The following is a 21992-nucleotide window of genomic DNA, read 5'->3' on the forward strand; positions in this document are numbered from 1 at the left end:
TTTTTGTTGATACTGTTGGTGAGCGACGAGATGCTCAACGTCGAATTACAGTCATCTTTTCGACTGTCATGTCATGGTAAGTGCCTTTGATCCCGCCGACGCCCAGACCAGATGTCCCCAAACCAGCGAATGGCATCCAATCAACACGAAAGGCGGTATGATCATTGACCATCACCGCAGAGCCACGCAAGTTTTCGGCAACTGCTAGTGCGGTATCCAGGCTTTCGCTAAACACGGCGGCCTGAAACGAAGCGTCAACGTCATTTGCTCTGGAGACCGCCTCTTCAACTGTCGCGCATCTGAACACCGAAACAACTGGACCAAATACCTCCGACTTTGCGACTTGACTATCTTCGGGAGGATCAATCAAAACGGTCGGTGCATAGGTTCGTTCTGATATTCGGGCACCACCACACCGCAGGTTCGCACCTCCCAGAACTGCGTCGTCAACCCAGCCAGAAACTCGGTCAACTTCTCCAGTTGAAATCAATGGACCAACATCCGTGTCCGGTTCTCGCGGATCACCAGTGACGAGTTCGGAAGTTTTTTCGACCAGTTCATCAACAAATGTATCTGCGGCGTTCCCTACCGCAAATACCCTCTGCACAGAAACACAAACTTGCCCGGCGTGATAAAAACCGCCTTTGACAACACTCTCCACAGCAGAGCCGATACACGCATCCTCAGCAATCACTACTGGCGCTACACCACCATGTTCCAGTGCGCACCGGGCACCAGGCGCAAGCTTGCTTCGCAATGACCAACCGACATCGGCGGATCCGATAAAGCTAAAGAACGCAACCCGTGGATCCGAAACCAATTGCTCTGCGACATCTCGCTTCACCAACACAACAGTACAACACTCTTCTGGCAAACCAGATTCGTGCAGCAAGCGAACATAGCTCAGGCAGGACATCGGTGTTTGCATCGATGGCTTAATAATTACAGGACAGTTGGCCGCGACCGCGGGTGCGACCTGATGGGCAATCAAGTTCAAAGGGTGGTTGAAGGCACTAACCGCAACAACTGGTCCAATGGGGATTTGCCTCGTAAAGGCTATCCTTCCCTGCCCAGCGGGAGTGAGGTCCATTGGGATTTCCCTACCGCCAGTCTCGGCCAAAACTGTCGATGCGAGTTTCGTGCTCTGAGCAGCGCGGTCAACTTCTACCAAAGCGTCCTTTAAAGGCTTGCCGCCCTCAACGGCGATTTGCAGGGCAAGTTCTTCACGACATTCTAGAATCCTCGCTGCCAAACGCTCCAAGATCTCAATTCTCCGCCAAACGGGCAGACCCGCCGTATTTGTTCGATGGATCACGTTCGCTCGATCAAGCGCCTTGTCCACGTCTTGCCAAGTATTCAGTTCAACTCCAGCAATCGTCTCACCCGTGAATGCGTTATGAACCGTATGTATCATTTCCAAGCGCTCTTTCTTTGGGAATTGAGTAGGCCCGGCATCGTTTGGGAATGCCAGTCGGGCCTAAGTTCAGGCCTTGAATTCGACAGTTACAAAAACGAGAGGAGTCTCTCCGATATTTTCGAGGTCGTGAACAAAAAAGTCTCCTTCTCGAAGGTCGAAGTGTTGTGTGTCTCCTGCCCGATAGTCAGTGTCCCTGATTTCTCCATCATGATAGTGGGAGCGGGACTTCCCATCCCCAAGCACCGTCCAGAAGTAGGATTCCTCATGGCGGTGAAACGGTGCGCGTTCTCCTGGTTGAAGTTCCAGATGCCAGATTCGCAACGTGTCGGTTTCAGAGACTACGCGCGATCCAACCTGACGATTCGTCCAGTTTTCAACGATCTCTTGCCTCTTGTCTGGTGCCCATTTGGAGTATTGCTCCAAGCAGGATATGTCAGCCATTTCTCTCTCCTATAGTTCACATGATCTTTAGTGATACACATCTTTTCCCTTTTAAACACAAGTATTTTTTTTGTTGACGCATCTTCTAGCTATTTCTATTGATCGATTGATCATCATATATCAGGGAGGAAACGTGATGAGCTTCAAGGTCACAAGACGAAAATTTTTCAAGACTGCGACGGCGGCCACAGGAGCTGCAGCGCTCGCGGCTCCCGCCCTTGCTCAGGGCGGGACAGAGCTAAAGATGCTGACATGCTGGCCAAAAAATTTTCCCGGCCTAGGAACCAGCGCTGAGCGATTTGCAAAACGCGTGTCAGATGCGAGTGAAGGCAAGCTGCGCATCAAAGTGTACGGAGCCGGTGAAATTGTTGCGCCATTTGAGGTTCTGGACGCTGTAGCATCGGGCGCGGGCGATCTGACCCATGACACGCCTTACTATTGGTTCGGAAAGGACCCAGCCTTTGTGTATTTTGCGGTTGTTCCGTTTGGATTGACCGCCGATGAGCATTTCACTTGGTTGAAATTCGGCGGTGGTCAGGAGCTTTGGGACGAGTTGGGTGCAGCCCATGGTGTCAAGCCGCTTGCCAACCTAAACACCGGCGCGCAAATGGGCGGGTGGTTTAAGAACCCGATTGAAACCGCCGCTGATCTTCAGGGCCTTCGCGTCCGGTATCCCGGTCTGGGCGGGCAGATGCTGTCCCGGCTTGGGGCGACTCCGGTGAACATCCCCGGTGGCGAGCTGTTTACAGCGCTGCAATCCGGTACAATCGACGGGCTTGAGTGGATCGCCCCATGGAATGACTTGGCCTTCGGCTTTCACCGCGCGGCAAAACACTACTATTACCCTGGCTTCCACGAGATGGGGCATACGCTGTCATCCCATGTGAACGCCGAAGTTTGGGCAGGCCTCAGCGACACCGAGCGGGCCATCATGCAGGACGCCGCTGATGCGGAATATGTCACTTCGCTTGCTGAATACAACGCTCGAAATCTGGATGCACTGAACACGCTTGTGAATGATCATGACGTGCAACTGCACGAATGGCCCTCGGACATTGTCCAAGAGATGCAACGCATCGCCCCGGAAGTGCTCGCTGAAAGCGCTGCAAAAAGCCCAATGGCCACAAAGGTTCACGAAAGCTGGATCGCCTTCCGCGAAAACCAACGCCAGTGGGGCGAAATTGGTGACTACGCAAACGCGCGCCTGAAACAGGGCAGAGAAGCCCAGTGATAGCTGACCCCTGTCCACCCTTGTGGTCAGCTGATCCGATCCGGGGATTGGACCACTTTCTCCCGGATCGGATCACCTTGCTTTGCACCCCTGCCCTCCAACAAATGGCTCTCCTGCTCTACGGCGGGGACCGGGAAAAATGATATGGAACAATCAACAACACATATGGCGCGAGCGGGAGCGCTAGGACAGCTCATTGCCTGGACAGGAACCATCAGTAAATGGATGGCCGTTACAATGGTCTTGCTCCAATTTGCAGTGGTTGTCGCACGATACCTCTTTGATGCGGGATCCGTGATGGCCCAGGAAGCGATCCTTTACCTCTTTGGGACCATGTTCATGCTTGCTATGGCCGACGCTCTGGCCTCAGATCGGCACGTACGTGTCGATATGCTGTATCACACGTTTTCGGCACGACGCAGGCGCATCATTGATGCCTTGGGAATTCTGTTTTTCCTTTTGCCGCTTTGCATATTCATGTTTTGGGCGTCCAAAGACTACGTCCTCAACAGCTGGACCGCATTGGAAGGATCACGAGAAGCATCCGGTTTGCCCGGCGTTTTCTTGTTCAAAACAGTTATTCCAATCGCTTTGCTGCTCCTCATACTGCACGCCCTGTCGATCCTAAAACGGTGTGTTCTGCCAAAGGGGTCACAAAATGGATGACATTCACACCCTCTATTTGATCGCCCTATTTGCGGGCCTGCTCATCTGCCTGATGTCCGGTTTTCCTGTGGCCTTCGTTCTAGGGGGCGTATCGCTGCTTTTGGCGGGGGTTGGTATCCTCTTCCAGCATTTCGATGCTTCCTTCTTGGCCGCCATCCCTCAGCGTATTTACGCAGCAATGACCAACGATGTACTGCTTGCCGTACCGCTTTTCGTATTCATGGGAGCGATGCTAGAACGAAGCGGCATTGCGTCCGAACTCTTAGACGGCATCGGTCGGCTATTTGGCAAGCGGCGCGGCGGTCTTGGCTTTGCGATCACTCTGGTAGGTGCTCTTCTTGCAGCGTCGACCGGCATTGTAGGGGCGACGGTGACAACAATGGCACTGTTATCCTTGCCGGTGATGTTGAAATGGGGTTACTCGCCGCGCCTGGCTGCCGGATCAATCTGCGCGGCCGGAACACTCGGTCAGATTATCCCCCCTTCACTGGTGCTGGTCCTGTTGGCAGACACGATTTCCTCAGCTTACCAGAAAGCCCAACTGGCCCAAGGAAATTTCTCACCTGACACCGTGTCGATCTCGGATCTGTTTGCCGGTGCGATTGTTCCCGGATTGTTGATGGTTGTCGTGTTCCTCACCTATCAGGTTTTGTTGACTTTCTTCAGGCCCAACACTTGCCCGCCGCCACCGGAAACCGAAGCTGAGGAGATGAAGATTTCGATCAAATCTCTCCTTATTAGACTGGTTCCACCACTAGCGCTCATCCTCGGTGTGCTCGGTTCAATTCTTGGCGGCGTTGCAACTCCAACCGAATCCGCCTCGATCGGGGCTGCAGGTGCCATATTGCTTGCCGGGTTTGGGTCAGAACACCGAAAACACGCCAACAACGCACTGCTTTTCCTGGCTGCGGCTGTATTTCTGAAGCAACTGGTTTTCGGCAATGTCGAGGTGCCGATTTTGTTTGAGCGCATAAGTGTAGCTATCCCGGTTCTGATTTTCGTTGGGTATTTCCTCGTTGCTCTGTTGCGTGTCTTCAAGTCGGGTGCAATTTCCAGCACGGCCGTCGAAACCGTTCGACTGAGTTCGATGGTGTTCATGATTCTGATCGGAGCAGCCATGCTGTCGCTTGTCTTCCGCGGGTTTGGCGGCGATGAGGCGGTGCAGCATCTGATTTCAAATGTCCCCGGCGGCCCCTACGCCGCGCTGGCGGTCGTTCTGGCGGTCATGTTCCTTTTGGGCTTCATCCTTGATTTCATCGAAATCATCTTTGTCATTGTACCAACGATCGCACCTGTTTTGCTGATGTCCGGGATCGATCCGATCTGGCTTGCCATTCTGATCTCACTAAACTTGCAAACATCGTTCCTAACCCCCCCATTTGGATTTGCGTTGTTTTACTTCCGATCAGCTGCACCACCCGACATCTCAACACGCAACATCTATCTTGGTGTAATGCCATTTATCGGCTTGCAGATATTGGTTCTGGTCATCGTGGCATTCATACCAAGCATTTCCACCTGGCTGCCCTATGCACTAAGGTAAGCCCAACGCCCTGCCCAAGCCCTGGGCAGGGCACATTTGTGCAGTGCCTGAACCACCAAACCATAAAGTAAAAGATGCAAAACCCTGACACGCAAGCACCCGCCCCCAAGAAGCGCACGCGCCTTTCCCCGCAGGACAGAGAACACCTGATTCTTACAGGTGCGATCGAATTTGTGGCAGATCATGGATTTGCATTCTCCACCCGCGAACTGGCTCGACACCTCAACGTCAGCCAAAGTCTGCTATACCGATACTTTGCGACCAAAGAAGAGATTATCGAGAAGATTTATGAGAGGGTCTATGTCGGACGTTGGAACCCGGAATGGGACGAGATTCTGAGAGATCGCCAACTTAGCGTCCAGGAAAGACTGGAACGCTACCTATTAGATTACTCAAGGGTGGTGCTTCAAAAAGATTGGGTGCGCATTTTTCTACTGTCCGCCTTCGAAGACCCGATCATTTCTCAGCGATATATTTCAATGTTGCGTAGACGAATTTTTGAACCCTTGCTTGATGAGCAACTCGTCAGCATGGGCCAAAAGGCACTTTCGAAACCAGAAGACCGTGAACTGGCGCTGGAGTTAATCTGGGGGTTCCATTCGAGCATCTTCTACCTCGGGGTGCGGCAGTGGATCTATAAGACACCGACACAGGTGAACATAGAAACGCTGGTCCGCAGCAGAACTCGCAGTTTTCTTGTTGGTTTCGAGTCATTTTTGAGCGACCTCAACCATCGTGAAAACGGGAAAGCACCTCCCTCGGCAATAACAGTGAATGAAGGTTTGGAATGAAACCGAATTTTTTGAAAGCTGGATTCAGCTGGCAAAGGTGACTGCCGCTCCTTTTGCTCGGATAAGTCAGAGTTCTAATGAACAACGGTAGCAAAATGAACAAGGCAACGGTGGCGCGAAGCTAGTGGTAAAGAAACAATCAGGCTGGCCTTTCCAAGAAGGCTACCTTGTGGCTGGTCAAACAGAGGTCCACATCTTTACCGATTACCGCTGGAACGATGGCTCCGTGAGCCGCCGTTGGCTCGTCGATCCAGATGGTGTTGAATTTCGGTCAGTAGAGGCAAGGCCGTTCTCCCTAGAGACGACCAAGAAATCGGATCAGTAGGAGAACCACTCCGAGTGGCCCATGTTGCCTTCGTAGTCGCCGTATTCGACCATGATGCTGCGGGAATAGAAGTGCCATAGGCCACCGCTGGTCGGGTAGGCAATCTCCTGACCGCTTTCCGAGACGAATGTCGTGGGCCAGGGCGTGCGGGACCCGTAGACACGCTGGATGAAGCGACAGGTTTGGTTCTCGCGATCGCAGGAGCGGATCGACCAATCCCACTGCCGAGGCATATCCCGCTCCTTGTAAGACCGCCCTCGAAACCAGATCACATGGGTCCGGTTCAGCCACTCGTATTCGGGGAGGCTAGTGTCGAGTTTACCCTCCCCGCCAGGGCCACCCAGTTCGACTGGCACATGGGCGAAGGTGCAAACTCCGAAGGGCGGCAGGCTCGGCCATGGCGTGATGCGGCGGATCATGGTGCGATAGGCGCGCGCACAGACGGTGCTCGGGGGGAAACCACCCGCCATGCAGAGCATGATGGCGCAGTCGATGTCATAGGCCTGCGCCTTCTCAGGGGCGCCAAACACCGCCATCACTCCCATTGCAGCTGCCATCGCCTCTCGTTTCATGTCGCTCTCCCGCAAAAGTTGCACCGACTATCCTGCAATTTGTATTCTTCTGCAATATGTCGTATTGACTCCATATGACTTTATGGCCTTAGTGTCGTGAAGTAGAAGGGCTCTCGTGGGGAGAGTCCGAACATGCCGATAGCGCGCAACCAGATCCTGATCACCATCGATGGTGTCAAAGACCTGTCCGAGAAGGGCATCGCGTTCCGCTGCCGGTATGAACTCGTGGGGTTCACGGACGATGGCAAGCCGCGCTACCAGTGCATCTACCTGCGCGAGGGCGAGCCGGAAGCCATTCTGGTCTCGACCCGGATCACCCCGCACGGGCCCGAGCCGCGGTATTTCAACATATGGCCGGGGCTCTTCAAACATCATCTCGAATTCGGTGACGGGCGCGATCTGCGCTTTGGTCCTGACTACAGCATCACCCTCGAGGAGCGCGGCTGACGTCATCGCCTTCGGCCGCGACGGCACGGCCCGGACATCCGGCTGGACCTTTCATGGCGAACGGCCCGCCTGGGCGGGGCTGGGTGATAGTGCTGAGGCGGAAGTCGATCTGGTCTCACTGGAGGCCACTCCGCCTTCCGGTCGCGACGACGTCCTCTTCCTGATCCGGACGACTGCTGACCGCCACCTAGGGAACCGTGCCCTGCGCCAGGTTGGTCTGAGTGCCGACGACTGGCAGATCCTGTTCCGCGCTCTGGTTGAGGCCGAAAGCAGCTACAACCCGACCGCTGTCAGCCCCAAGGGTGCCTACGGTCTTGGCCAGCTGATGCCAGACACGGCCCGCGGCCTGGGGGTCGATCCGCGCGACCCGTCCCAGAACCTCGACGGCGCCGCGCGCTACCTGCTCGCGCAGATCGCCGCGTTCAAGAACATCGACTTGGCACTCGCGGCCTACAATGCCGGTCCACACCGTGTGGTCGAATACGCGGGCGTGCCGCCCTTCGCCGAGACCCGCGAGTATATCGCGCGCATCCATCGGATCCGGTCCCGGCTGTCGGGCACGCCCGTTGCCGCTCCGGACACCCGCGTCGCAGTCCGGGTGCCTGCCCGCGCGCCCGTCCTCATCGATCTTCAGTAAAACAAGGGAACTTCGCATGCTTCGACATCGCCTCAGCCGCCTCTTGCCTGCCGCCACAACCCTGGCGGCTTTCGCAAGACCTGCCTTCGCGCAGGACTTGTCACCGATCCAGACCATGCTGGAAACCGTCGAGGCCGCGCTGACCGGTCCGATCGGGATCGCGGTCGCCACGCTCGCGGTCATCGGCACCGGCTTCATGTGCATGATGGGACGGCTGAACTGGGGCTGGTTCGCCTCGGTGATCATCGGGATCGTGCTGATCTTCTCAGCCGGCACCATCGTTGACGGCTTCTCCTAAGAACCGAGTAGAGCAGTGGCAGAACGATCCCCCCTCTTTCTGGGCCTCGCCCGACCGCCCAAGTATCTGGGCCTCCCCGTCGGATACCTGGTGGTGCTGGCAACAGGGGTCGTTCTGCCGTTCATCTGGATGAAGTCGATGGTCTTTTTCCTGATTGGTCTCGTCGCGTATCCGATCCTCTGGTTCGTCGCCGACCGCGAGCCGCATTTCTTCGAGGTCTTGCGCGTCTCCTACGGCTCGGTGCGCCCGACGAAGAACCGGGCTCTGCATGGGGGTGACAGCTTTGGCGCTTGATGCGGGCACTCTTTCCACTCACGGAACCGCTCTGCTTCAGGCCGGCGGCGGGGAGTTCGCGCGGGAGAGCTATCTCGCGGAACATCTGCCGTATTTCGCGCTCGCGGATGACGATGTCATGGTGTTGCGTGAGGGCGATCTGATGGCGACCCTGCGCCTTGATGGTCTGAACCCGATGACCAGTGAGGACGCCCGGCTCGACGCGCTCAAACGCGCGGTCGCGGCCATCGTCGCCCAGACAGGCAACGCCTTCGGTTTCTACATCCACCGGATCTCCATGCCGCAGGATCTCGGGATGCGCCCTATCGAGGGAGACAGCTTCGCCGCCGCGATCGACTCGCGCTGGCAGACCCATGTCAAAGACCTGCGCCCAGCCAAGCGCCAACTCTATCTCAGCGTCATCCGGCGGCCTGACATTTCGGCCCGCATTCCGCTCCTGCGTGCGCTGGCCCGCAAGGCCTGGGTCAAGGACCGCGCGACGCGCCTGCAAGAGCTGAACGAGGTCATGGGTTTTTTCGAGGTGGCGCTTGCCTCGGCCAACCCGGTCCGGCTCACAAAGTCGGGTGGGGAGTGGTTGGGCTATCTCAATACGCTGAACGCAGGCAGCTTCTCCCCCATCGCCTTCGGGCAAAGCGCCCTGCCCCTCTCGCATACCTTGAGCAACTGCCGCGCGACCTTCGATGGCGACGTCGTCACCCTGACCGACGCCGTGACCGGTCAGGTTAAATACGGCGCGCTCTTCTCGATGAAGACCTATCCGGCACTCACGGACGTCACACTGCTCGACGCGCTCGACCTTCCGCTCGACATAGTGCTCACGAACTCCTTCAGCCCGATCCCGAACAACATCATGGCCGAGCGCATCCAGCGGATCATCCGCCAGATGCACGCCTCCGACGATGCGGCCGTCTCCTTGCGCGAACAGCTCGGCCAAGCCGCCGATGATCAGGAGGCGGGGCGCATCGCCTTTGGCGATCATCACCTGTCGATCGCCGTCTATGCGCCCGAGCGCGACACGCTCGAGCGCGCCGCTGCCCAGATCAAACGCGTGGGCCAGGAAATCATGTCCGTCATCGTGCGCGAAAACATGGCGCTGAAAGCCACCTATTTCGCGCAATCGCCCGGCAATTTCGGCTACCGGGCGCGGAAGACGCCGATCTCCTCGATCAATTTCGCCGACTTCGCGGCCCTGCATGGCAGCGTCGAGGGGCGTGGACCTGACCAGTCGCCCTGGGGTCAGACCATTTCGGTCCTGCCCACGGTCGGCACCTCTGGTTATCGCTTCAACTTCCACGAGGCGGGAGACCCAAGCAAGGAACCCACGGTCGGCCATACGCTCGTTCTGGGCCGTACCGGCACCGGCAAGACACTGACCACAGCCTTTCTCGCAGCCCAAGCACAACGGGTCGGCGCGCGGCTTTTCTTCTTCGACAAGGATCGCGGCCTCGAGATGGCCGTGCGCGCCCTTGGTGGCCGCTACAACGAAATCCGCGCGGGCGTTCCCACGGGTCTCAATCCGCTCGCCACCGAGACCGACGAACGCGGCCGTGCCTGGCTCTCGGACTGGCTTGCGACCCTCCTCACACGCAATGACACGCTCTCGGGCGAGCAATCCCGCCATATCCAGAGCGCCGTCGGCCAGAACGCCGATGCGGGCGTGGCCCTGCAGCGCTTCGCCAGTTTCGAGACCCTGTTTCAGTCACTTGATGATGATGGCGAGCTGCAATCCCGCGTTGCCGAATGGGCACCGGGTGGGCGCTATGGCTGGGTCTTCGATGAGCCCGAGCGCGGCGCGGGCCTCAAGCTCACGGGCGATATCGTCGGGTTTGATATGACCGAGATCCTCGACATGACGACCGAGCGCATGGCGGTGCTCTCCTACATCTTCCGCCAGATCGAACGCGTGGTCGAGGATCGTCGCCCCACCATCATCGTGCTCGACGAAGCCTGGAAACTCTTGGACGATCCGTATTTCGGGGCACGGTTGGAAAACTGGCTGGTGACGCTTCGGAAGATGAACTGCGTCGTGATCATGATGACGCAGTATCCGAGCCAACTGCGGGATTCCCGCGTCGGCAAAACCATCGTCGAGACGGTGCCGACGCAGATCCTCTTCCCGAACGACCGCGCCACCATCTCGGATTACGACTTCCTGCGCGTGAACGCCAAGGAGGCCGCCCTTCTCGTCCAGCCCACCATCGGCCAGCGCATCGCGCTCGTTCGCTCGGCGGGCGACAGCGTCTTCGTCGATGCGGACCTCTCCGCGCTCGGCAACCTCCTCCCCATCCTTGGCGGCGGCGCCACCGGCGAAGCCCGTGTGCCCGCCGATTGGCGCGCCAATCCTGATTTCTGGAGACATGTGATATGAGTTCAAAACCCCTCCTGGCGCTTAGCGCCGCCGCGAGCCTTCTCGGGGCTTGCGAAAAGTACACCGAGAAAACCTCGCCATGCTTCGGCAAGAATGGCGCGCCGCAGGTGACGCGGTCCGCGCTTTCCTTCTCGACCATGGGCGCACCGGCTCAGGAGACGGCCAAACCCGGCTGCACCTTCGAGCCCCTGCCCCGTCCGGAATGAGCCGCGCCGCGATCATATCCGCCGGGCTCTGCCTCAGCCTCGGTGCCCTGCCCGCGCATGCCCAAGGCGTGCCGACGCAGGACAATTCCGCGATCGGGCGCGCCATTGCACGGGTGACGGCGCTCGCCGAGGATCTGGGCGTCCAAGAGGACAAGGATAGGACCGAGTCCACCCTGGCCGATGTGCAGGCCGACCAGCTGCGCGTCCTCGAGGAGATGACCGCCGCGATCACCGGGCCTGGCTTCGATATCCGCGCGCTTGAGGGCAATGCGGATTTCGGGGTGGCGGCGGTCTACCCCAACACTGACCCGAACCCGATGAACAGCCGCCTCTTCGGCGAGGGCCGCGAGACGGTCGAGATGATGGTCGTCGAGGTGGCAGGCGAGTTCGCTGGCGCACCCGGTGTGGCCCGCGCGGGTCTCTCGGCCACCCAGTGGCGCTGCCTCTTCCAGGCCCTGATCAAGCAGGAAAGCCGCTTCAACGTCGCCGCTGAAAGTCCGGTCGGGGCCTATGGGCTCACCCAGCTCATGCCCGGCACCGCCTCCGATCTTGGCGTCGACCGCTATGACGTGAAGGACAACCTGCGCGGCGGCGCGCGCTATATCACGACCCAGCTCAACCGCTTCGGCAACATCCCCCATGCACTTGCGGCCTATAACGCAGGCCCCGGTCGGGTCATCGAATATGGCGGGGTGCCGCCCTTTGCCGAGACCCAAGGCTACGTCCGCAACATCTCGAAGTTCTACAACGAATACCTCGCCGTCGTGGGCGGGGCCGACGCGCTCGGCACGCTCTCGCCCTCGGACTTTGCGCTCGCTGAATATGCCAGCATCTCCGAGGCCGGCGTCTATTACGCCGCCGACAGTTCGGCAACGACCGAGCAGGTCATCAATCGCCTCCGCGCGATCATCCTGCAGATTGATGCGCAACCCAATGCCAAGGCGGCCTGGGAGCTCAACACCTACGCCAAGGCCGAGATCGGCCGCATCCTCAATCTCCGCGTCCGGCTGATGGCCGCCAACCAGCAGCGCGAGGCGGCCTATGCGCAGCACCTCGTCGCCGACCGGCTGGCCGAGCGCGACTTCATGCTGATGGGAGTTCCCGAATGAGACAGCTTCTCCTGACCGTAGCAGCGGTCACCACACTCGGGTTTGCCTCGCCCGCAACGGCCCAGGGCGTTCCAACCTTTGATGGCTCGCAGCTTGGTCAACTCGTGGCCCAGCTCGAGCACATGGCCGAGGACCTGAATGTCCAGATGCAGCAGCTCGCGACCATGCGGCTGGAACTGGAGACCCAGCTGTCGCAATTGACGAACCTCGAGGCGCAACTGACCTCGCTCATTGAAGGCAGCGGGCTCGGAGAACTCTTCGCCACAGTCGAAGAATTCCGCGCGCTGCGCGGCAAGCTCGTGGCTCCTCTCAACACCGCGCAATCGCTGGCCAGCGGCGATTTCCTGAGCGGGTTCAATCCGGGCGCGGAACTGTCGGCCTCGGTCGAGCGCGTGCTTTCGGGCAGCGGGTTTACTTCGGAGCGCCTGAGCACGCTCTCGGGCTCCGATCAGCCTGCCGACAACCGCATCGCCGCTTCCGCCGGGGCCAGCGCCATGTTGTCGGTTGCGGCGCAGGAAAGCCACGAAGAGGCGGGGCAAAGCCTTGAGCGGCTCGAAACCATGGTCGGGCTCATCGACGACCAGGACGGGCTGAAAGCCGCCGTCGATCTCAACACCCGCGTAACCGCCGAGCTTGGCATCATCCTGACCCAGCTCTGGCGGCTGGAAGCGGCACAAGGCGTCAGCGCCGGCCAGCTTGGCGTCGTCGATGCCGCAACGCTCGCGGATGAGCGCAAGTTCCGCTCGATGGCGGTGGATCCATGAGAATGTTCATGACCTACAGCTTGGCGCCAATTCGGTCTCTTTGTCTCGCCGCACTTGTCGTGAGTGTCCTGCCCTGTGCCGCGCTGGCGGAGACCGCGAGCACGAACCCGTCGACCGACACACCCTTCAACTCGATGGCCATCGCGCGGGACGAGGCCGACGCATGCCGTGTCCCGAAACCGCCCGCCGATCTGGCCGAAACGGCTTACCTTCGCAACGGCTACCGCGCGATCCTGCGCATTCTGATCGCCGAAGAAGCGCTCGCCTCGGAGAGCTGCACCTGCCTGCTGGATCAGTTCACCTGGGATCAGGCGCTCACCGCCCTGCCCCGATTCCAGACTTCGGACAACCCGCGTCTGCCCTTCAACGTGCTCGAGCTCTACGCCATGGCCGATGCGCTCGAGGCGCAAGTCGTGGAGGCCTGCGCGGAGTAGATGGGGGTTATTCGCGACATCCTGAGCCAGGTCGACGCCGCGGTGGATACCGTGGCGCAGGACGGTTTTGTCTCTTCGGCAGGTGCTGTCGGCGACGTGATCTCGGCCGGCGCCGCGCTCCTCGTCATGCTGCTCGGGATCAACGCGGTGATGCAACTCCGCCCCCTGCCCTTCGGCACCGGCTTTGCCTTCGGCATGAAGGTGGCACTCGTGGGCATATTCGCGCAGAGCTGGGACAATTTCAGCGTCATCTATGACATCGTCACGCGGGTGCCCGACTCCGTTGGCGCCTCGATCCTGGCGCTTACCGGCTCAGGCGACGAGGCCGGGGTCTATGAGAGCCTCGACAACATGGTCGCCCGCATCACCGCCTATGGCGACACGATCGGGGATCGCGCAGGCTGGGTCTTCGGCGCGGTTCTGGGCGCCATCTTCTTCGTCCTCTCCGCCGTTTTCGCCGCCGTCACCGCCGGGATCATTGCTTTCGCCCGCATCGTCTTCGCGCTGATGATCGTCATCGCCCCCTTCATGATCGTGACCTCGCTCTTCAAGCCCACCCAGTCCCTCTTCGAGGCCTGGACCCGCGCCACCATCGGCTATGCGCTCATGCCGGTCGCCGCCGCCGGGGCCGCGGGCATCATCGTCGCCATCGCCGAGGCCATCGGGGACGCCTCCGCCGATCCGGGCGATGTCGAGACCGTCAGCATGATCCTGCCCTTCCTCGTCATCCTGATCCTCAGCGCCGGGATCATGGCCTCGGTCCCCTACATCGCCTCCAACCTCACCGGCGTCGTCGGCATTGCGTCCAATGCCGTAGGTCTCACGGGCCTAGCGCGGCAAGGTTTCGTGAACACGCGGGAGTACGGCACCGGCGCAACCTCGCGTCTCGTCACTGGCAAATCCCCACAGGAGCTGAACCAGATGGCCAATGCGGGCGTGGTCAAAACCGGCGAGATGATCCGGCAAAGCCCCGGCGCGCTTCTTTCCGCCGCCAAGGCCTTCCGCAAACCCTGATGTGATAGACGACGACTTTGAAGAATACCGTAACCAGTTCCGTGAACCATGACCGCGACGCTTTTGAAGCGGATTTCATCTACGGACCAAGACGGCGCGAGCGCTTTGCCTGGTTCGTCGCGGCGGCCGGCGTACTGGTCGGCGTGGCCGGTATGGTCGCGGGCGCGAGCCTCTTTCCGCTCAAGTCCACCGAGACCTTCGTGGTCGTGGTCGACAAGGAAACCGGCGAGATGGACCGGGTCGCCGCCGTCCAGGCGCTGACGCTTTCCGAGAGCGACGCCATCATTCAGGCCAATCTTGTGGCCTATGTCGATGACCGCGAGACCTATGACCTGACCGATGGCGAGCAACGCATCAACTCGGTGCTGGACCGCTCGGATGGCGATGCCGCCCGCACGCTGCGTGATCTCTGGTCCTCCACCAACGAAGACTACCCGATCACCGTCTACGGCCGGGACGCCAAGATCGAGGTGGTCATCAAGTCCGTGAACCAAATCGAGCGCGGCGTGGCGCAGGTCCGTTTTACCCGCACGCTGCGTCGCCCCCGCGACACCCGCACCGTCACCCGGTCTTACGTCGCGACCGTTGGCTACGACTTCCAACCCGAAACCCGCCAGCGCCTTCAGGATGTCTGGGCCAACCCTTTGGGCTTCGTGGTGACCTCCTACCGCGTCGACGCCGAGACCCTGGAGAACTGATACCCATGAAATCCTTGCCCGCGCTCCTCCTGGCGCTTGCCCTTCCTGTTGCCGCGCTCGCCGAGGCCACGCCGCAAGGCGGCCCGCTTGACATCCGCATCCGTACCGCCGTCTATAATGAAAACCAGGTCTACCGGATCGAGACCGACCTGCGGCATTCGACGACGATCCATTTCGGAGCGGGGGAACGCTTCGAGGCTGTGATTGTCGGCGACACAGAAAGCTTCCAGGTCGACCCGATCCCTGAGCTCGGCAACGTGCTGACGATCAAACCGCATGTGGCCAATGCCTCGACCAACATGACGGTGATCACGAACCGGCGCACCTATTCCTTCCATCTCCGCGAGGGCTCGATCCCGAACCGCACCGGCATGTTCTTCGAGGTGCGCTTCCGCTACCCCGACGAGGAACGCCGCGCGGCGAATGCGACCCAGCCCAAGGGCTTTGAGGCCCCGCGCAACTACAACTACCGCGTCTCGGGAGAAGGGGATTTCCGCCCCAGCCATATCTACGACGACGGGCGCTATACGTATTTCGTCTTCCCGGAGAACGGTCGCCAACCCGCCCTCTTCAAGGCCGATGACCAGGGCCGCGAGCGCACGGTCAACTGGACCCAGCAAGGCAACACGGTCCGGGTGCTCGGGGTAAACACCTATTGGACGTTACGCATCGGCGATGAGGCAATCTGCGCCTGGCGTGACGAAAGCGCCATCTACGTGAGCAACTGACCATGGCCGATCAAACCCCTCCCGACCTGCAGGACCGCCTCGACCAATTTGGCCAACGCGGCAAATCCAAACGCCGGGGCAACAGTCTGGGGGTCGGCGCGCTCGCCGCCGCCCTCGCCCTTGGCGGCGCCGGGGTCGCGTATTTCCTGGTCACCGGCCTGCAGGAGGGCGACAGCGCCCTCGAGACCTCCGATGTCGAAACCTTCCAGGACCGCCGCCCCGGCACCGGCGGGCGGCTGGAGTTTCCACCCGACGAGACAGAGCAGCGGGTCAATGACGCGCTGATCGCCGTCGAGGAAGCGCTGGAAGTGCCTGCGGCGCCGGCACCTGAGCCGAGCGCCGAAGTGTTGGCCGAGATCGCCAAGCTCCGCGAGGCCCTCGCCGCCAGCCAGGCCGCGCGCAACTCGGAAATCCAGTCTGCCGTCGCGGACCTGCGCGAGGCCTTCGATGAACAGAAGGCCGCGCTTGAAGCCACACTGGCCGCAAAGGAAACCGAATTGGCCAACCTGCAGCGCCAGACCGAGACCCGCATCGAAGGGCTTCAGGCCATGCTCGATGCCGAACGGGCGCAGCGCGAGGGGCTCGAAGCAGAGCTGGACCGCGAGGGCTTGATCGCTGACCAGCGTCTTCTCGACGAACGCCGCCGTCAGGAAGAGGAACAGCGCCAGCGTGAGGCTGAGCGGGTCGCCGAAGAGCTTTTGACCGCGCAGATCAAATCCCCCGCAGTGGTCTATGCCGATGGTCCGCGGGGTGGCCAAAGTGGCGCGGCGGTGGCCGATCCGGCGACCGGTGGAACCGGGGGGCCGGTGCTCTCGGGCAATGAGGCGTTCCTGCAAAGCGCGCGCCCACTCGAAGTGCAGGAGGCCGCCCGCCTCACCCATCCCGAACACACCCTGACCCAAGGGTCCGTCATCCAGGCCGCGCTCCAGACCGCCATCAACAGCGACCTGCCTGGCTCCGTGGTCGCGGTCGTCTCCGAGCCGGTTCCGGCGTTTTCCGGGGACCGGATCCTGATCCCCCGAGGCTCCCGCCTTTTTGGCCAATACCGCTCCGGCATCGAGATGCACCAGAAGCGCATCCTTATCCTCTGGACCCGCGTCCTGACCACGGACGGCACCTCGATGGAGATCGCCGCCGTAGGCGGCGATCAACTCGGCCGCTCGGGCCTCACCGGTCTCGTTGACACCAAGTTCGCCGAGCGTTTCGGCGGGGCGGCGCTGATTTCCGTGATCGGGGCGGCGCCAGCCGTCGCGGCCGAGAGTGCCAACAATGAAACGACCAGCATCGTCCTGGGCGATGTCGGCAGCGACCTTCAGGACGCGGTCGGTTCGGTCATCGCCGACCAGGTCTCGATCGCACCCACGATTTATGTCGATCAGGGGGCCTCGGTCACCGTGCTCGTCGACCGGGATGTGGTGATTTATTGACCGAGGCGGCATCACCAACCTCCTATCTCGAGCGCTATCTCGATCCATTCCGCAACCTCTTGCGGCGCGACGACGTGGTGGAGATCGCGATCAATCCGGACGGCAAAGTCTGGCTCGAAGTGGCAGGTGACGCCACCATGCGCCACGAGGGCCAGATCGTGGAGCGGACCACCGCCTTCAACATGGCCCAGACCATCGTCGGCGACGCCAAGGCCCGCGTCTCTGAAAAGAACCCCCTCGTCTCGGGTAAGGTGGAGTACGCGGGCCGCCCCCTCCGGGTCCAGGTCGCCGTGCCGCCCGCTATCGATCGCGGTGCTTCGATCACCATCCGCCTCTTCGCGTCGGGCAGCGTCCGGGACTACGCCCCCGCCTATCTCTTCGGCAAGGCCGTCTCGCTCGACGCCCTCCGCGCGGAGAAGATGAAGAACATCGCCAGTCTGGCGGAGGAGAACCTTGAGGCCGCGCTGCAGACTCTGGTCGAGGCGCGGCTCAACGTCCTTATCAGCGGCGGCACCTCGACCGGCAAGACCACTTTCGCCCGCCACCTTCTGACCTATGTGGGCGAGCACGAACGGCTGATCACCATCGAAGACGCTTTTGAGCTCTTCCCCGGCCAGCCGAACACAGTCGCCCTTCTGGCCGATCGCGGTTCCGGCTCGCAACGCAGCGCCAACGCCCTCCTCCAAGCCTCCCTCCGCATGCGCCCCGACCGGATCATCGTCGGCGAGCTGCGCGGCGCCGAGGCCCTGACATATCTCGAAGCGATCAACACCGGCCATGGCGGGTCCGTCTCCACGATCCACGCGGAGACCGCAGAACTCGCCATCGATCGGCTGGCGATCATGGTGCTGCAGGCTGGCACACCGCTGACCTTCGCCGAGGTGCGGGAGTACATCCGAAAGTCTATCGATGTAATTATTCAGTTGGGGCGGGCCGAAGGGAAGCGGGGGATTACGGAGTTCTATCTGCCGGGCTGATGGCGATTTTCACAAAAGCGCCTTGAAATAAGGCCGCCACCGCTGCAAACGGCCAGCAAGACGGAAAACTGAAGTCCAAATTTGTTGGGACCTTGCGCCGAAGTGGCGCGTTACGCTCAGGAGCGCTGATTGAAAAAAGCTTCTGCAAAGGCGGTGAAAGCCTGGATAATTGGCCGCTTTAGAGCTGCTCCACGATGGGCAAGAGCAATCTGATGAAGGGGTGGATTGCCGGAAAGGGGGACCCGGATCAATGGGCTACCATCATAACAGGGGGCATCCTGCAGATCGGTGGCCAGCAGACCAACGCCGAACCCGTTGGCAACCATTGACCGCAGCATTTCGATTGAGCTGGTTTCGTGGGCCACCTGCACTGAACCCTTGGTGCTTTGCAGAAGGGACAGAAAATAACTGCGGCTGTGGGGCAGATTCATCAGGATGACTGGTTCCTGCGCCAGGTCTTCGGCGTTGACATTGGGCTGCTGTGCCAGCCTGTGTCCCTGGGGCAGTAGGGTATAGGGCTCCGCCGGCATCAGAGGTGTGATGACAAAGTCAGACGGAATGCCGAAGTCATAAAGCAGCGCCATGTCAATCCGGCCTTCGCTGAGCCAGTCGAACAGCGTTTGCAGGTCACCTTCAAGGATGCGGACTTCGGAGTCGGGGTGGGTTTCCAGGAAGCGGCGTACCAACTGCGGCGCATAGCGCGGGCCGAGGGTAGAAAACACCCCGAGGTTTAGGAACTCCGGTGTTCCTTCGCCGCCGCTCAGTACCCATCGCGCCTGCTTCTCAAGTTCGCGCAGCTGGGCAATCTTGTGCCGCCCGAACGGGGTCAGCTCCATCCCGCGGCCGGGAATGCGGATAAAGAGCTTCTGTCCGAACACCTCCTCACAGCGGGCGATGGCCAGCGAAACCGAGGGCTGCGAGGTGTTCAGGACGCGGCTTGCGGCGGCGGTGCTACCAGTGTCCGAGACAGCCAGCAGGATTTCGACCTGGCGGAAATTCAATGGTATATTCAAACGGGAATACCCTTCATATCAATCTCGTATTTCATACAATACCTGATCGAACGCTATCCTCCAGCAAGCAATTGAAGGTGGATGCATGTTCAAAGATGACAAAACGGCAGGCCGCAGGCCGCTCGAAGGAGTTCGGGTGTTGGACTTCTCCCGCGTTCTGGCCGGGCCTTACTGCACGGCGCTGATGGCTGATCTGGGCGCGGAAGTAATCAAGGTTGAGCCCCCTGCAGGCGACGACTACCGCCATATCGGCCCCTTCAAGGACGGCGAAAGCCTGCTGTTCCAATCGGTGAACCGCGGCAAGAAATCCATCGTTCTGGATCTGAAATCCGAGGACGGCGCGGCAGCGGCGCGGGCGCTGGCGGCGGAGTGCGACGTGCTGATCGAAAACTTCCGTCCCGGCGTGATGGAGCGGTTCGGACTGGGTGCAGAAGAGCTGTGCGCGGTGTGTCCGCAACTGGTCTATGTGTCTGTGTCCGGGTTCGGCCAGACAGGCCCGAACCGGATGCTGCCGGCCTATGACATCATCATCCAGGCGATGAGCGGGCTGATGGATATGACCGGCGCCGAGGACGGCCCGCCGATGATGGCCGGAGATGCCTTTGCTGACGTTGCAGGCGGCATGTTTGCTGCATTTGGGGCGATGGTGGCACTGTTTGACCGGGAACGCAGCGGCAGGGGGCGGCATGTTGATCTGGCGCTTTATGACTCGCTGGTGTCGATGATGCCGGTGGCGGCCTGCCGGGCGCTGATGGCGGGTGAGACGCCAAAGCGGACGGGCAGTAAACATGCGCTATCAGCGCCATTTGGCACCTATCCGGCTAAAGATGGCAGTTTTTCCGTAGCGGTACTGAACGACCGGCTGTTTGCCCGTTTCGCAGAAGCCATTGGCGCGCCGGATCTGGCGGAGGACGAGCGTTTTGCCAGTGATGTGTTGCGGCGACAGAATGAATCGGCCCTGGCCCGGCATATCGAAGATTGGGCCGCCGCGCGCTGCGCGCAGGATGCGGTGACGGTCCTGACAGAGGCGGGCATTCCAGCCGCGGCCCTGAGTACAGTGTCTGAAGCCTGGGCCTCGCCTCAGGCGCAGGCGCGCGGGCTGGCATCCCCGGTGAAACATCCCATTCTCGGTGAATTTTCTGTGCCGGAACAGCCCGTCCATTTCAGTGGAGCGGCAAGAGGTCACCGGCAGGCGGCCCCGGAACTGGGAGCGCACACACAGGAAATTCTGCAAAAATTACAGGAAGGAGAGGCCGAATGACCGGCGACCTGAACAGCGAAGAGCAGGCTGTCATCAGCCAGATTGAACGGTTTTCCAGCGAGGTGCTGGCACCGGCCGCCGCCGACATCGATGCCAAAGGGAAGTTTGCAACCCTGCACCGCCCGGCACTGGCAGAAATGGGCATCATGGGCATGAACTTGCCCGAAACCTATGGCGGCATCGGTCTGTCCGGGCCAGCTCTGTACGGTGCAGTGGAGTCTATCGCAGGCGCCTGTGGCTCCACCGCTTCGATGCTGACGGCGCACTTCCTGGCGACGGATTCGCTGCTCCTGGGCGGGGATGAGGCGCTCAAACAGCGCTTCCTCCCGGCCGCCGCAGCGGGTGAGGCACTTGGCGCCTTCGCGCTGACTGAGCCGATGGCGGGTTCCAACCCTGCTGATATGCGCAGTACCGCCGCCCGCGAAGGCGACGGCTACCGGTTGAAGGGTTCCAAATGCTTCATCTCCAATGCGGGTGATGCAGATTTTATCGTGGTCTATGCCAAGACCGACAGCGCAGCCGGCGCCCGCGGGGTCAGCGCCTTTGTGGTGGAACCGGCCAAAACCGCTGGGGTGGAGATCGGCAAACATGAGGAGACCATGGGGCTGCGCGGCGGCCACGTGTTTCCGATCTCGTTTGATTGCCATGTGCCCGCGGAAAACCGGCTGGGCGAGGAGGGTACCGGTTTCCGAACCGCGATGAAGGTGCTGGATAACGGCCGTATCGAAGTGGCCGCGCAAGCCACTGGCATTGCGCGCGCCGCACTGGATGCGGCTGTGTCCTATGCCAAGGAACGTGAGGTCGGCGGACGGCCGATCGGCCATTACCAGGGGCTGCAGTGGATGCTGGCCGACAGTGCCACCGAACTGGCCGCGGCGCGGGCATTGGGGCTGCAAGCCGCCCGCAAGCGGGGCACTGGTGAGCGTTATTCGTCGGAGTCTGCATTCGCCAAGCTTTTTGCCAGTGAGGCTGCGTGGCGTATTGCGGACCGGGCGCTGCAGATCCACGGCGGCTATGGCTATACCCGTGATTTTCCGGTGGAACGCTACTTGCGCGACTTACGGATATTCCGGATCTATGAAGGATCATCGGAAATCCAGCGAACCATCATCGCGCGCGAAATGCTGAGTTAGCGGCTTAGGCGGGCGTCATGTCAGTTAGCGCCGTTTTTGAACATTGCTTCAGCGGAGTGAACTGAACAGGCCTTGTGAAGGCTGTTGCGGTAGTTCGGGCGTTGGACCGAATTCTAGACAGCCTTCCAAGATCTTTTTTGCTCTGGCGAAACTGTTTTGCTTCGCCCAGTCGGTGCGGCATTCAACAGGCGTGCCCGG

Annotated in this window: 24 protein-coding genes; 20 read left to right on the forward strand and 4 right to left on the reverse strand. The window is 60.5% G+C overall.

Going from position 1 to position 21992, the window contains the following annotated elements:
• Window positions 1-34: 34 nt before the first annotated feature.
• Both K3725_RS20035 and K3725_RS20040 read right to left on the reverse strand, forming a co-directional pair.
• Window positions 35-1414 (reverse strand): aldehyde dehydrogenase family protein, encoded by a 1380-nt coding sequence (locus K3725_RS20035; RefSeq protein WP_170456311.1) that lies wholly within the window; start codon window positions 1412-1414, stop codon window positions 35-37.
• A gap of 69 nt (window positions 1415-1483) precedes the next feature.
• Window positions 1484-1858 (reverse strand): cupin domain-containing protein, encoded by a 375-nt coding sequence (locus K3725_RS20040; RefSeq protein WP_170456186.1) that lies wholly within the window; start codon window positions 1856-1858, stop codon window positions 1484-1486.
• A gap of 136 nt (window positions 1859-1994) precedes the next feature.
• Here K3725_RS20040 and K3725_RS20045 point away from each other — a divergent pair, with 136 nt between their 5' ends.
• The 4 genes from K3725_RS20045 (at window position 1995) to K3725_RS20060 (ending at window position 6089) form a co-directional block, all read left to right on the forward strand.
• On the forward strand, window positions 1995-3089 hold the full coding sequence (locus K3725_RS20045) for a TRAP transporter substrate-binding protein (RefSeq protein ID WP_170456188.1): 1095 nt from the start codon (window positions 1995-1997) through the stop codon (window positions 3087-3089).
• Window positions 3090-3233: 144 nt separating this feature from the next.
• Window positions 3234-3755 (forward strand): TRAP transporter small permease subunit, encoded by a 522-nt coding sequence (locus tag K3725_RS20050; RefSeq protein WP_170456190.1) that lies wholly within the window; start codon window positions 3234-3236, stop codon window positions 3753-3755.
• A complete protein-coding gene (locus tag K3725_RS20055; protein ID WP_170456192.1) occupies window positions 3748-5298 on the forward strand; it encodes a TRAP transporter large permease subunit in 1551 nt (516 codons plus the stop codon). The genes K3725_RS20050 and K3725_RS20055 overlap by 8 nt, the downstream gene beginning before the upstream one ends.
• A 74-nt stretch (window positions 5299-5372) precedes the next feature.
• On the forward strand, window positions 5373-6089 hold the full coding sequence (locus K3725_RS20060) for a TetR/AcrR family transcriptional regulator (RefSeq protein WP_170456194.1): 717 nt from the start codon (window positions 5373-5375) through the stop codon (window positions 6087-6089).
• 318 nt (window positions 6090-6407) lie between these two features.
• Here K3725_RS20060 and K3725_RS20065 read toward each other — a convergent pair whose 3' ends face one another.
• Entirely contained in the window at window positions 6408-6986 is a 579-nt protein-coding gene (locus K3725_RS20065; protein WP_171119998.1) for a hypothetical protein, read from the reverse strand.
• A 132-nt stretch (window positions 6987-7118) separates the two neighbouring features.
• Between K3725_RS20065 and K3725_RS20070 the strand changes: the two genes are divergently transcribed.
• From K3725_RS20070 to K3725_RS20135, 14 genes are read left to right on the forward strand one after another with little or no spacing between them, the layout of a single operon-like run.
• Complete coding sequence (locus K3725_RS20070) at window positions 7119-7433, forward strand: hypothetical protein (RefSeq protein ID WP_008335576.1); 315 nt, start codon at window positions 7119-7121, stop codon at window positions 7431-7433.
• Window positions 7372-8070, forward strand: a complete 699-nt coding sequence (locus tag K3725_RS20075) for a lytic transglycosylase domain-containing protein (RefSeq protein WP_311202234.1) — start codon at window positions 7372-7374, stop codon at window positions 8068-8070. Before K3725_RS20070 ends, K3725_RS20075 begins: the two co-directional genes overlap by 62 nt.
• Window positions 8071-8086: 16 nt before the next feature.
• The gene (locus tag K3725_RS20080) at window positions 8087-8368 is read left to right on the forward strand and encodes a TrbC/VirB2 family protein (protein WP_260018775.1); all 282 of its coding nucleotides are present in this window, start codon (window positions 8087-8089) and stop codon (window positions 8366-8368) included.
• Window positions 8369-8383: 15 nt separating this feature from the next.
• A complete protein-coding gene (locus K3725_RS20085; protein WP_260018776.1) occupies window positions 8384-8662 on the forward strand; it encodes a type IV secretion system protein VirB3 in 279 nt (92 codons plus the stop codon).
• Window positions 8637-11030 (forward strand): type IV secretion system protein B4, encoded by a 2394-nt coding sequence (locus K3725_RS20090; RefSeq protein WP_260018777.1) that lies wholly within the window; start codon window positions 8637-8639, stop codon window positions 11028-11030. The genes K3725_RS20085 and K3725_RS20090 overlap by 26 nt, the downstream gene beginning before the upstream one ends.
• Window positions 11027-11236, forward strand: coding sequence for a hypothetical protein (locus K3725_RS20095; RefSeq protein ID WP_260018778.1), 210 nt, complete (start codon window positions 11027-11029; stop codon window positions 11234-11236). Before K3725_RS20090 ends, K3725_RS20095 begins: the two co-directional genes overlap by 4 nt.
• Window positions 11233-12345 carry a lytic transglycosylase domain-containing protein gene (locus K3725_RS20100; protein ID WP_260018779.1) on the forward strand — a complete coding sequence of 371 codons (1113 nt, stop codon included), beginning with the start codon at window positions 11233-11235 and terminating at the stop codon, window positions 12343-12345. Before K3725_RS20095 ends, K3725_RS20100 begins: the two co-directional genes overlap by 4 nt.
• A complete protein-coding gene (locus K3725_RS20105) occupies window positions 12342-13109 on the forward strand; it encodes a type IV secretion system protein (RefSeq protein ID WP_260018780.1) in 768 nt (255 codons plus the stop codon). The genes K3725_RS20100 and K3725_RS20105 overlap by 4 nt, the downstream gene beginning before the upstream one ends.
• An 8-nt stretch (window positions 13110-13117) precedes the next feature.
• Window positions 13118-13543 carry a hypothetical protein gene (locus tag K3725_RS20110; protein WP_260018781.1) on the forward strand — a complete coding sequence of 142 codons (426 nt, stop codon included), beginning with the start codon at window positions 13118-13120 and terminating at the stop codon, window positions 13541-13543.
• Complete coding sequence (locus K3725_RS20115; RefSeq protein ID WP_260018782.1) at window positions 13544-14557, forward strand: type IV secretion system protein; 1014 nt, start codon at window positions 13544-13546, stop codon at window positions 14555-14557.
• Window positions 14558-14574: 17 nt separating this feature from the next.
• The gene (locus K3725_RS20120) at window positions 14575-15255 is read left to right on the forward strand and encodes a type IV secretion system protein (RefSeq protein WP_311202235.1); all 681 of its coding nucleotides are present in this window, start codon (window positions 14575-14577) and stop codon (window positions 15253-15255) included.
• Between the two features lie 5 nt (window positions 15256-15260).
• Window positions 15261-15983, forward strand: a complete 723-nt coding sequence (locus K3725_RS20125) for a TrbG/VirB9 family P-type conjugative transfer protein (protein ID WP_260018784.1) — start codon at window positions 15261-15263, stop codon at window positions 15981-15983.
• Window positions 15984-15985: 2 nt separating this feature from the next.
• Entirely contained in the window at window positions 15986-17410 is a 1425-nt protein-coding gene (locus K3725_RS20130) for a TrbI/VirB10 family protein (RefSeq protein ID WP_260018785.1), read from the forward strand.
• Window positions 17407-18387, forward strand: a complete 981-nt coding sequence (locus K3725_RS20135) for an ATPase, T2SS/T4P/T4SS family (protein ID WP_260018786.1) — start codon at window positions 17407-17409, stop codon at window positions 18385-18387. Before K3725_RS20130 ends, K3725_RS20135 begins: the two co-directional genes overlap by 4 nt.
• A gap of 116 nt (window positions 18388-18503) precedes the next feature.
• Here the strand turns inward: K3725_RS20135 and K3725_RS20140 are convergent, their stop codons facing one another.
• Window positions 18504-19388, reverse strand: coding sequence for a LysR family transcriptional regulator (locus tag K3725_RS20140; protein WP_260018787.1), 885 nt, complete (start codon window positions 19386-19388; stop codon window positions 18504-18506).
• A gap of 97 nt (window positions 19389-19485) precedes the next feature.
• Here K3725_RS20140 and K3725_RS20145 point away from each other — a divergent pair, with 97 nt between their 5' ends.
• Both K3725_RS20145 and K3725_RS20150 read left to right on the forward strand, forming a co-directional pair.
• On the forward strand, window positions 19486-20661 hold the full coding sequence (locus K3725_RS20145) for a CaiB/BaiF CoA-transferase family protein (RefSeq protein WP_260018788.1): 1176 nt from the start codon (window positions 19486-19488) through the stop codon (window positions 20659-20661).
• Window positions 20658-21794, forward strand: a complete 1137-nt coding sequence (locus K3725_RS20150) for an acyl-CoA dehydrogenase family protein (protein ID WP_260018789.1) — start codon at window positions 20658-20660, stop codon at window positions 21792-21794. Before K3725_RS20145 ends, K3725_RS20150 begins: the two co-directional genes overlap by 4 nt.
• The last annotated feature ends 198 nt before the right edge of the window (window positions 21795-21992 follow it).

Source organism: Leisingera sp. S132 (assembly GCF_025144465.1).
Classification (GTDB): domain Bacteria; phylum Pseudomonadota; class Alphaproteobacteria; order Rhodobacterales; family Rhodobacteraceae; genus Leisingera.

What these genes read in the sequence shown, in the direction of transcription:
- K3725_RS20035 (WP_170456311.1), bottom strand. Translation starts at nt 1,414, where the DNA reads ATGATACATACGGTTCATAACGCATTCACGGGTGAGACGATTGCTGGA.
- K3725_RS20040 (WP_170456186.1), bottom strand. Translation starts at nt 1,858, where the DNA reads ATGGCTGACATATCCTGCTTGGAGCAATACTCCAAATGGGCACCAGAC.
- K3725_RS20045 (WP_170456188.1), top strand. Translation starts at nt 1,995, where the DNA reads ATGAGCTTCAAGGTCACAAGACGAAAATTTTTCAAGACTGCGACGGCG.
- K3725_RS20050 (WP_170456190.1), top strand. Translation starts at nt 3,234, where the DNA reads ATGGAACAATCAACAACACATATGGCGCGAGCGGGAGCGCTAGGACAG.
- K3725_RS20055 (WP_170456192.1), top strand. Translation starts at nt 3,748, where the DNA reads ATGGATGACATTCACACCCTCTATTTGATCGCCCTATTTGCGGGCCTG.
- K3725_RS20060 (WP_170456194.1), top strand. Translation starts at nt 5,373, where the DNA reads ATGCAAAACCCTGACACGCAAGCACCCGCCCCCAAGAAGCGCACGCGC.
- K3725_RS20065 (WP_171119998.1), bottom strand. Translation starts at nt 6,986, where the DNA reads ATGAAACGAGAGGCGATGGCAGCTGCAATGGGAGTGATGGCGGTGTTT.
- K3725_RS20070 (WP_008335576.1), top strand. Translation starts at nt 7,119, where the DNA reads ATGCCGATAGCGCGCAACCAGATCCTGATCACCATCGATGGTGTCAAA.
- K3725_RS20080 (WP_260018775.1), top strand. Translation starts at nt 8,087, where the DNA reads ATGCTTCGACATCGCCTCAGCCGCCTCTTGCCTGCCGCCACAACCCTG.
- K3725_RS20090 (WP_260018777.1), top strand. Translation starts at nt 8,637, where the DNA reads ATGGGGGTGACAGCTTTGGCGCTTGATGCGGGCACTCTTTCCACTCAC.
- K3725_RS20095 (WP_260018778.1), top strand. Translation starts at nt 11,027, where the DNA reads ATGAGTTCAAAACCCCTCCTGGCGCTTAGCGCCGCCGCGAGCCTTCTC.
- K3725_RS20100 (WP_260018779.1), top strand. Translation starts at nt 11,233, where the DNA reads ATGAGCCGCGCCGCGATCATATCCGCCGGGCTCTGCCTCAGCCTCGGT.
- K3725_RS20105 (WP_260018780.1), top strand. Translation starts at nt 12,342, where the DNA reads ATGAGACAGCTTCTCCTGACCGTAGCAGCGGTCACCACACTCGGGTTT.
- K3725_RS20110 (WP_260018781.1), top strand. Translation starts at nt 13,118, where the DNA reads ATGACCTACAGCTTGGCGCCAATTCGGTCTCTTTGTCTCGCCGCACTT.
- K3725_RS20115 (WP_260018782.1), top strand. Translation starts at nt 13,544, where the DNA reads ATGGGGGTTATTCGCGACATCCTGAGCCAGGTCGACGCCGCGGTGGAT.
- K3725_RS20125 (WP_260018784.1), top strand. Translation starts at nt 15,261, where the DNA reads ATGAAATCCTTGCCCGCGCTCCTCCTGGCGCTTGCCCTTCCTGTTGCC.
- K3725_RS20130 (WP_260018785.1), top strand. Translation starts at nt 15,986, where the DNA reads ATGGCCGATCAAACCCCTCCCGACCTGCAGGACCGCCTCGACCAATTT.
- K3725_RS20145 (WP_260018788.1), top strand. Translation starts at nt 19,486, where the DNA reads ATGTTCAAAGATGACAAAACGGCAGGCCGCAGGCCGCTCGAAGGAGTT.
- K3725_RS20150 (WP_260018789.1), top strand. Translation starts at nt 20,658, where the DNA reads ATGACCGGCGACCTGAACAGCGAAGAGCAGGCTGTCATCAGCCAGATT.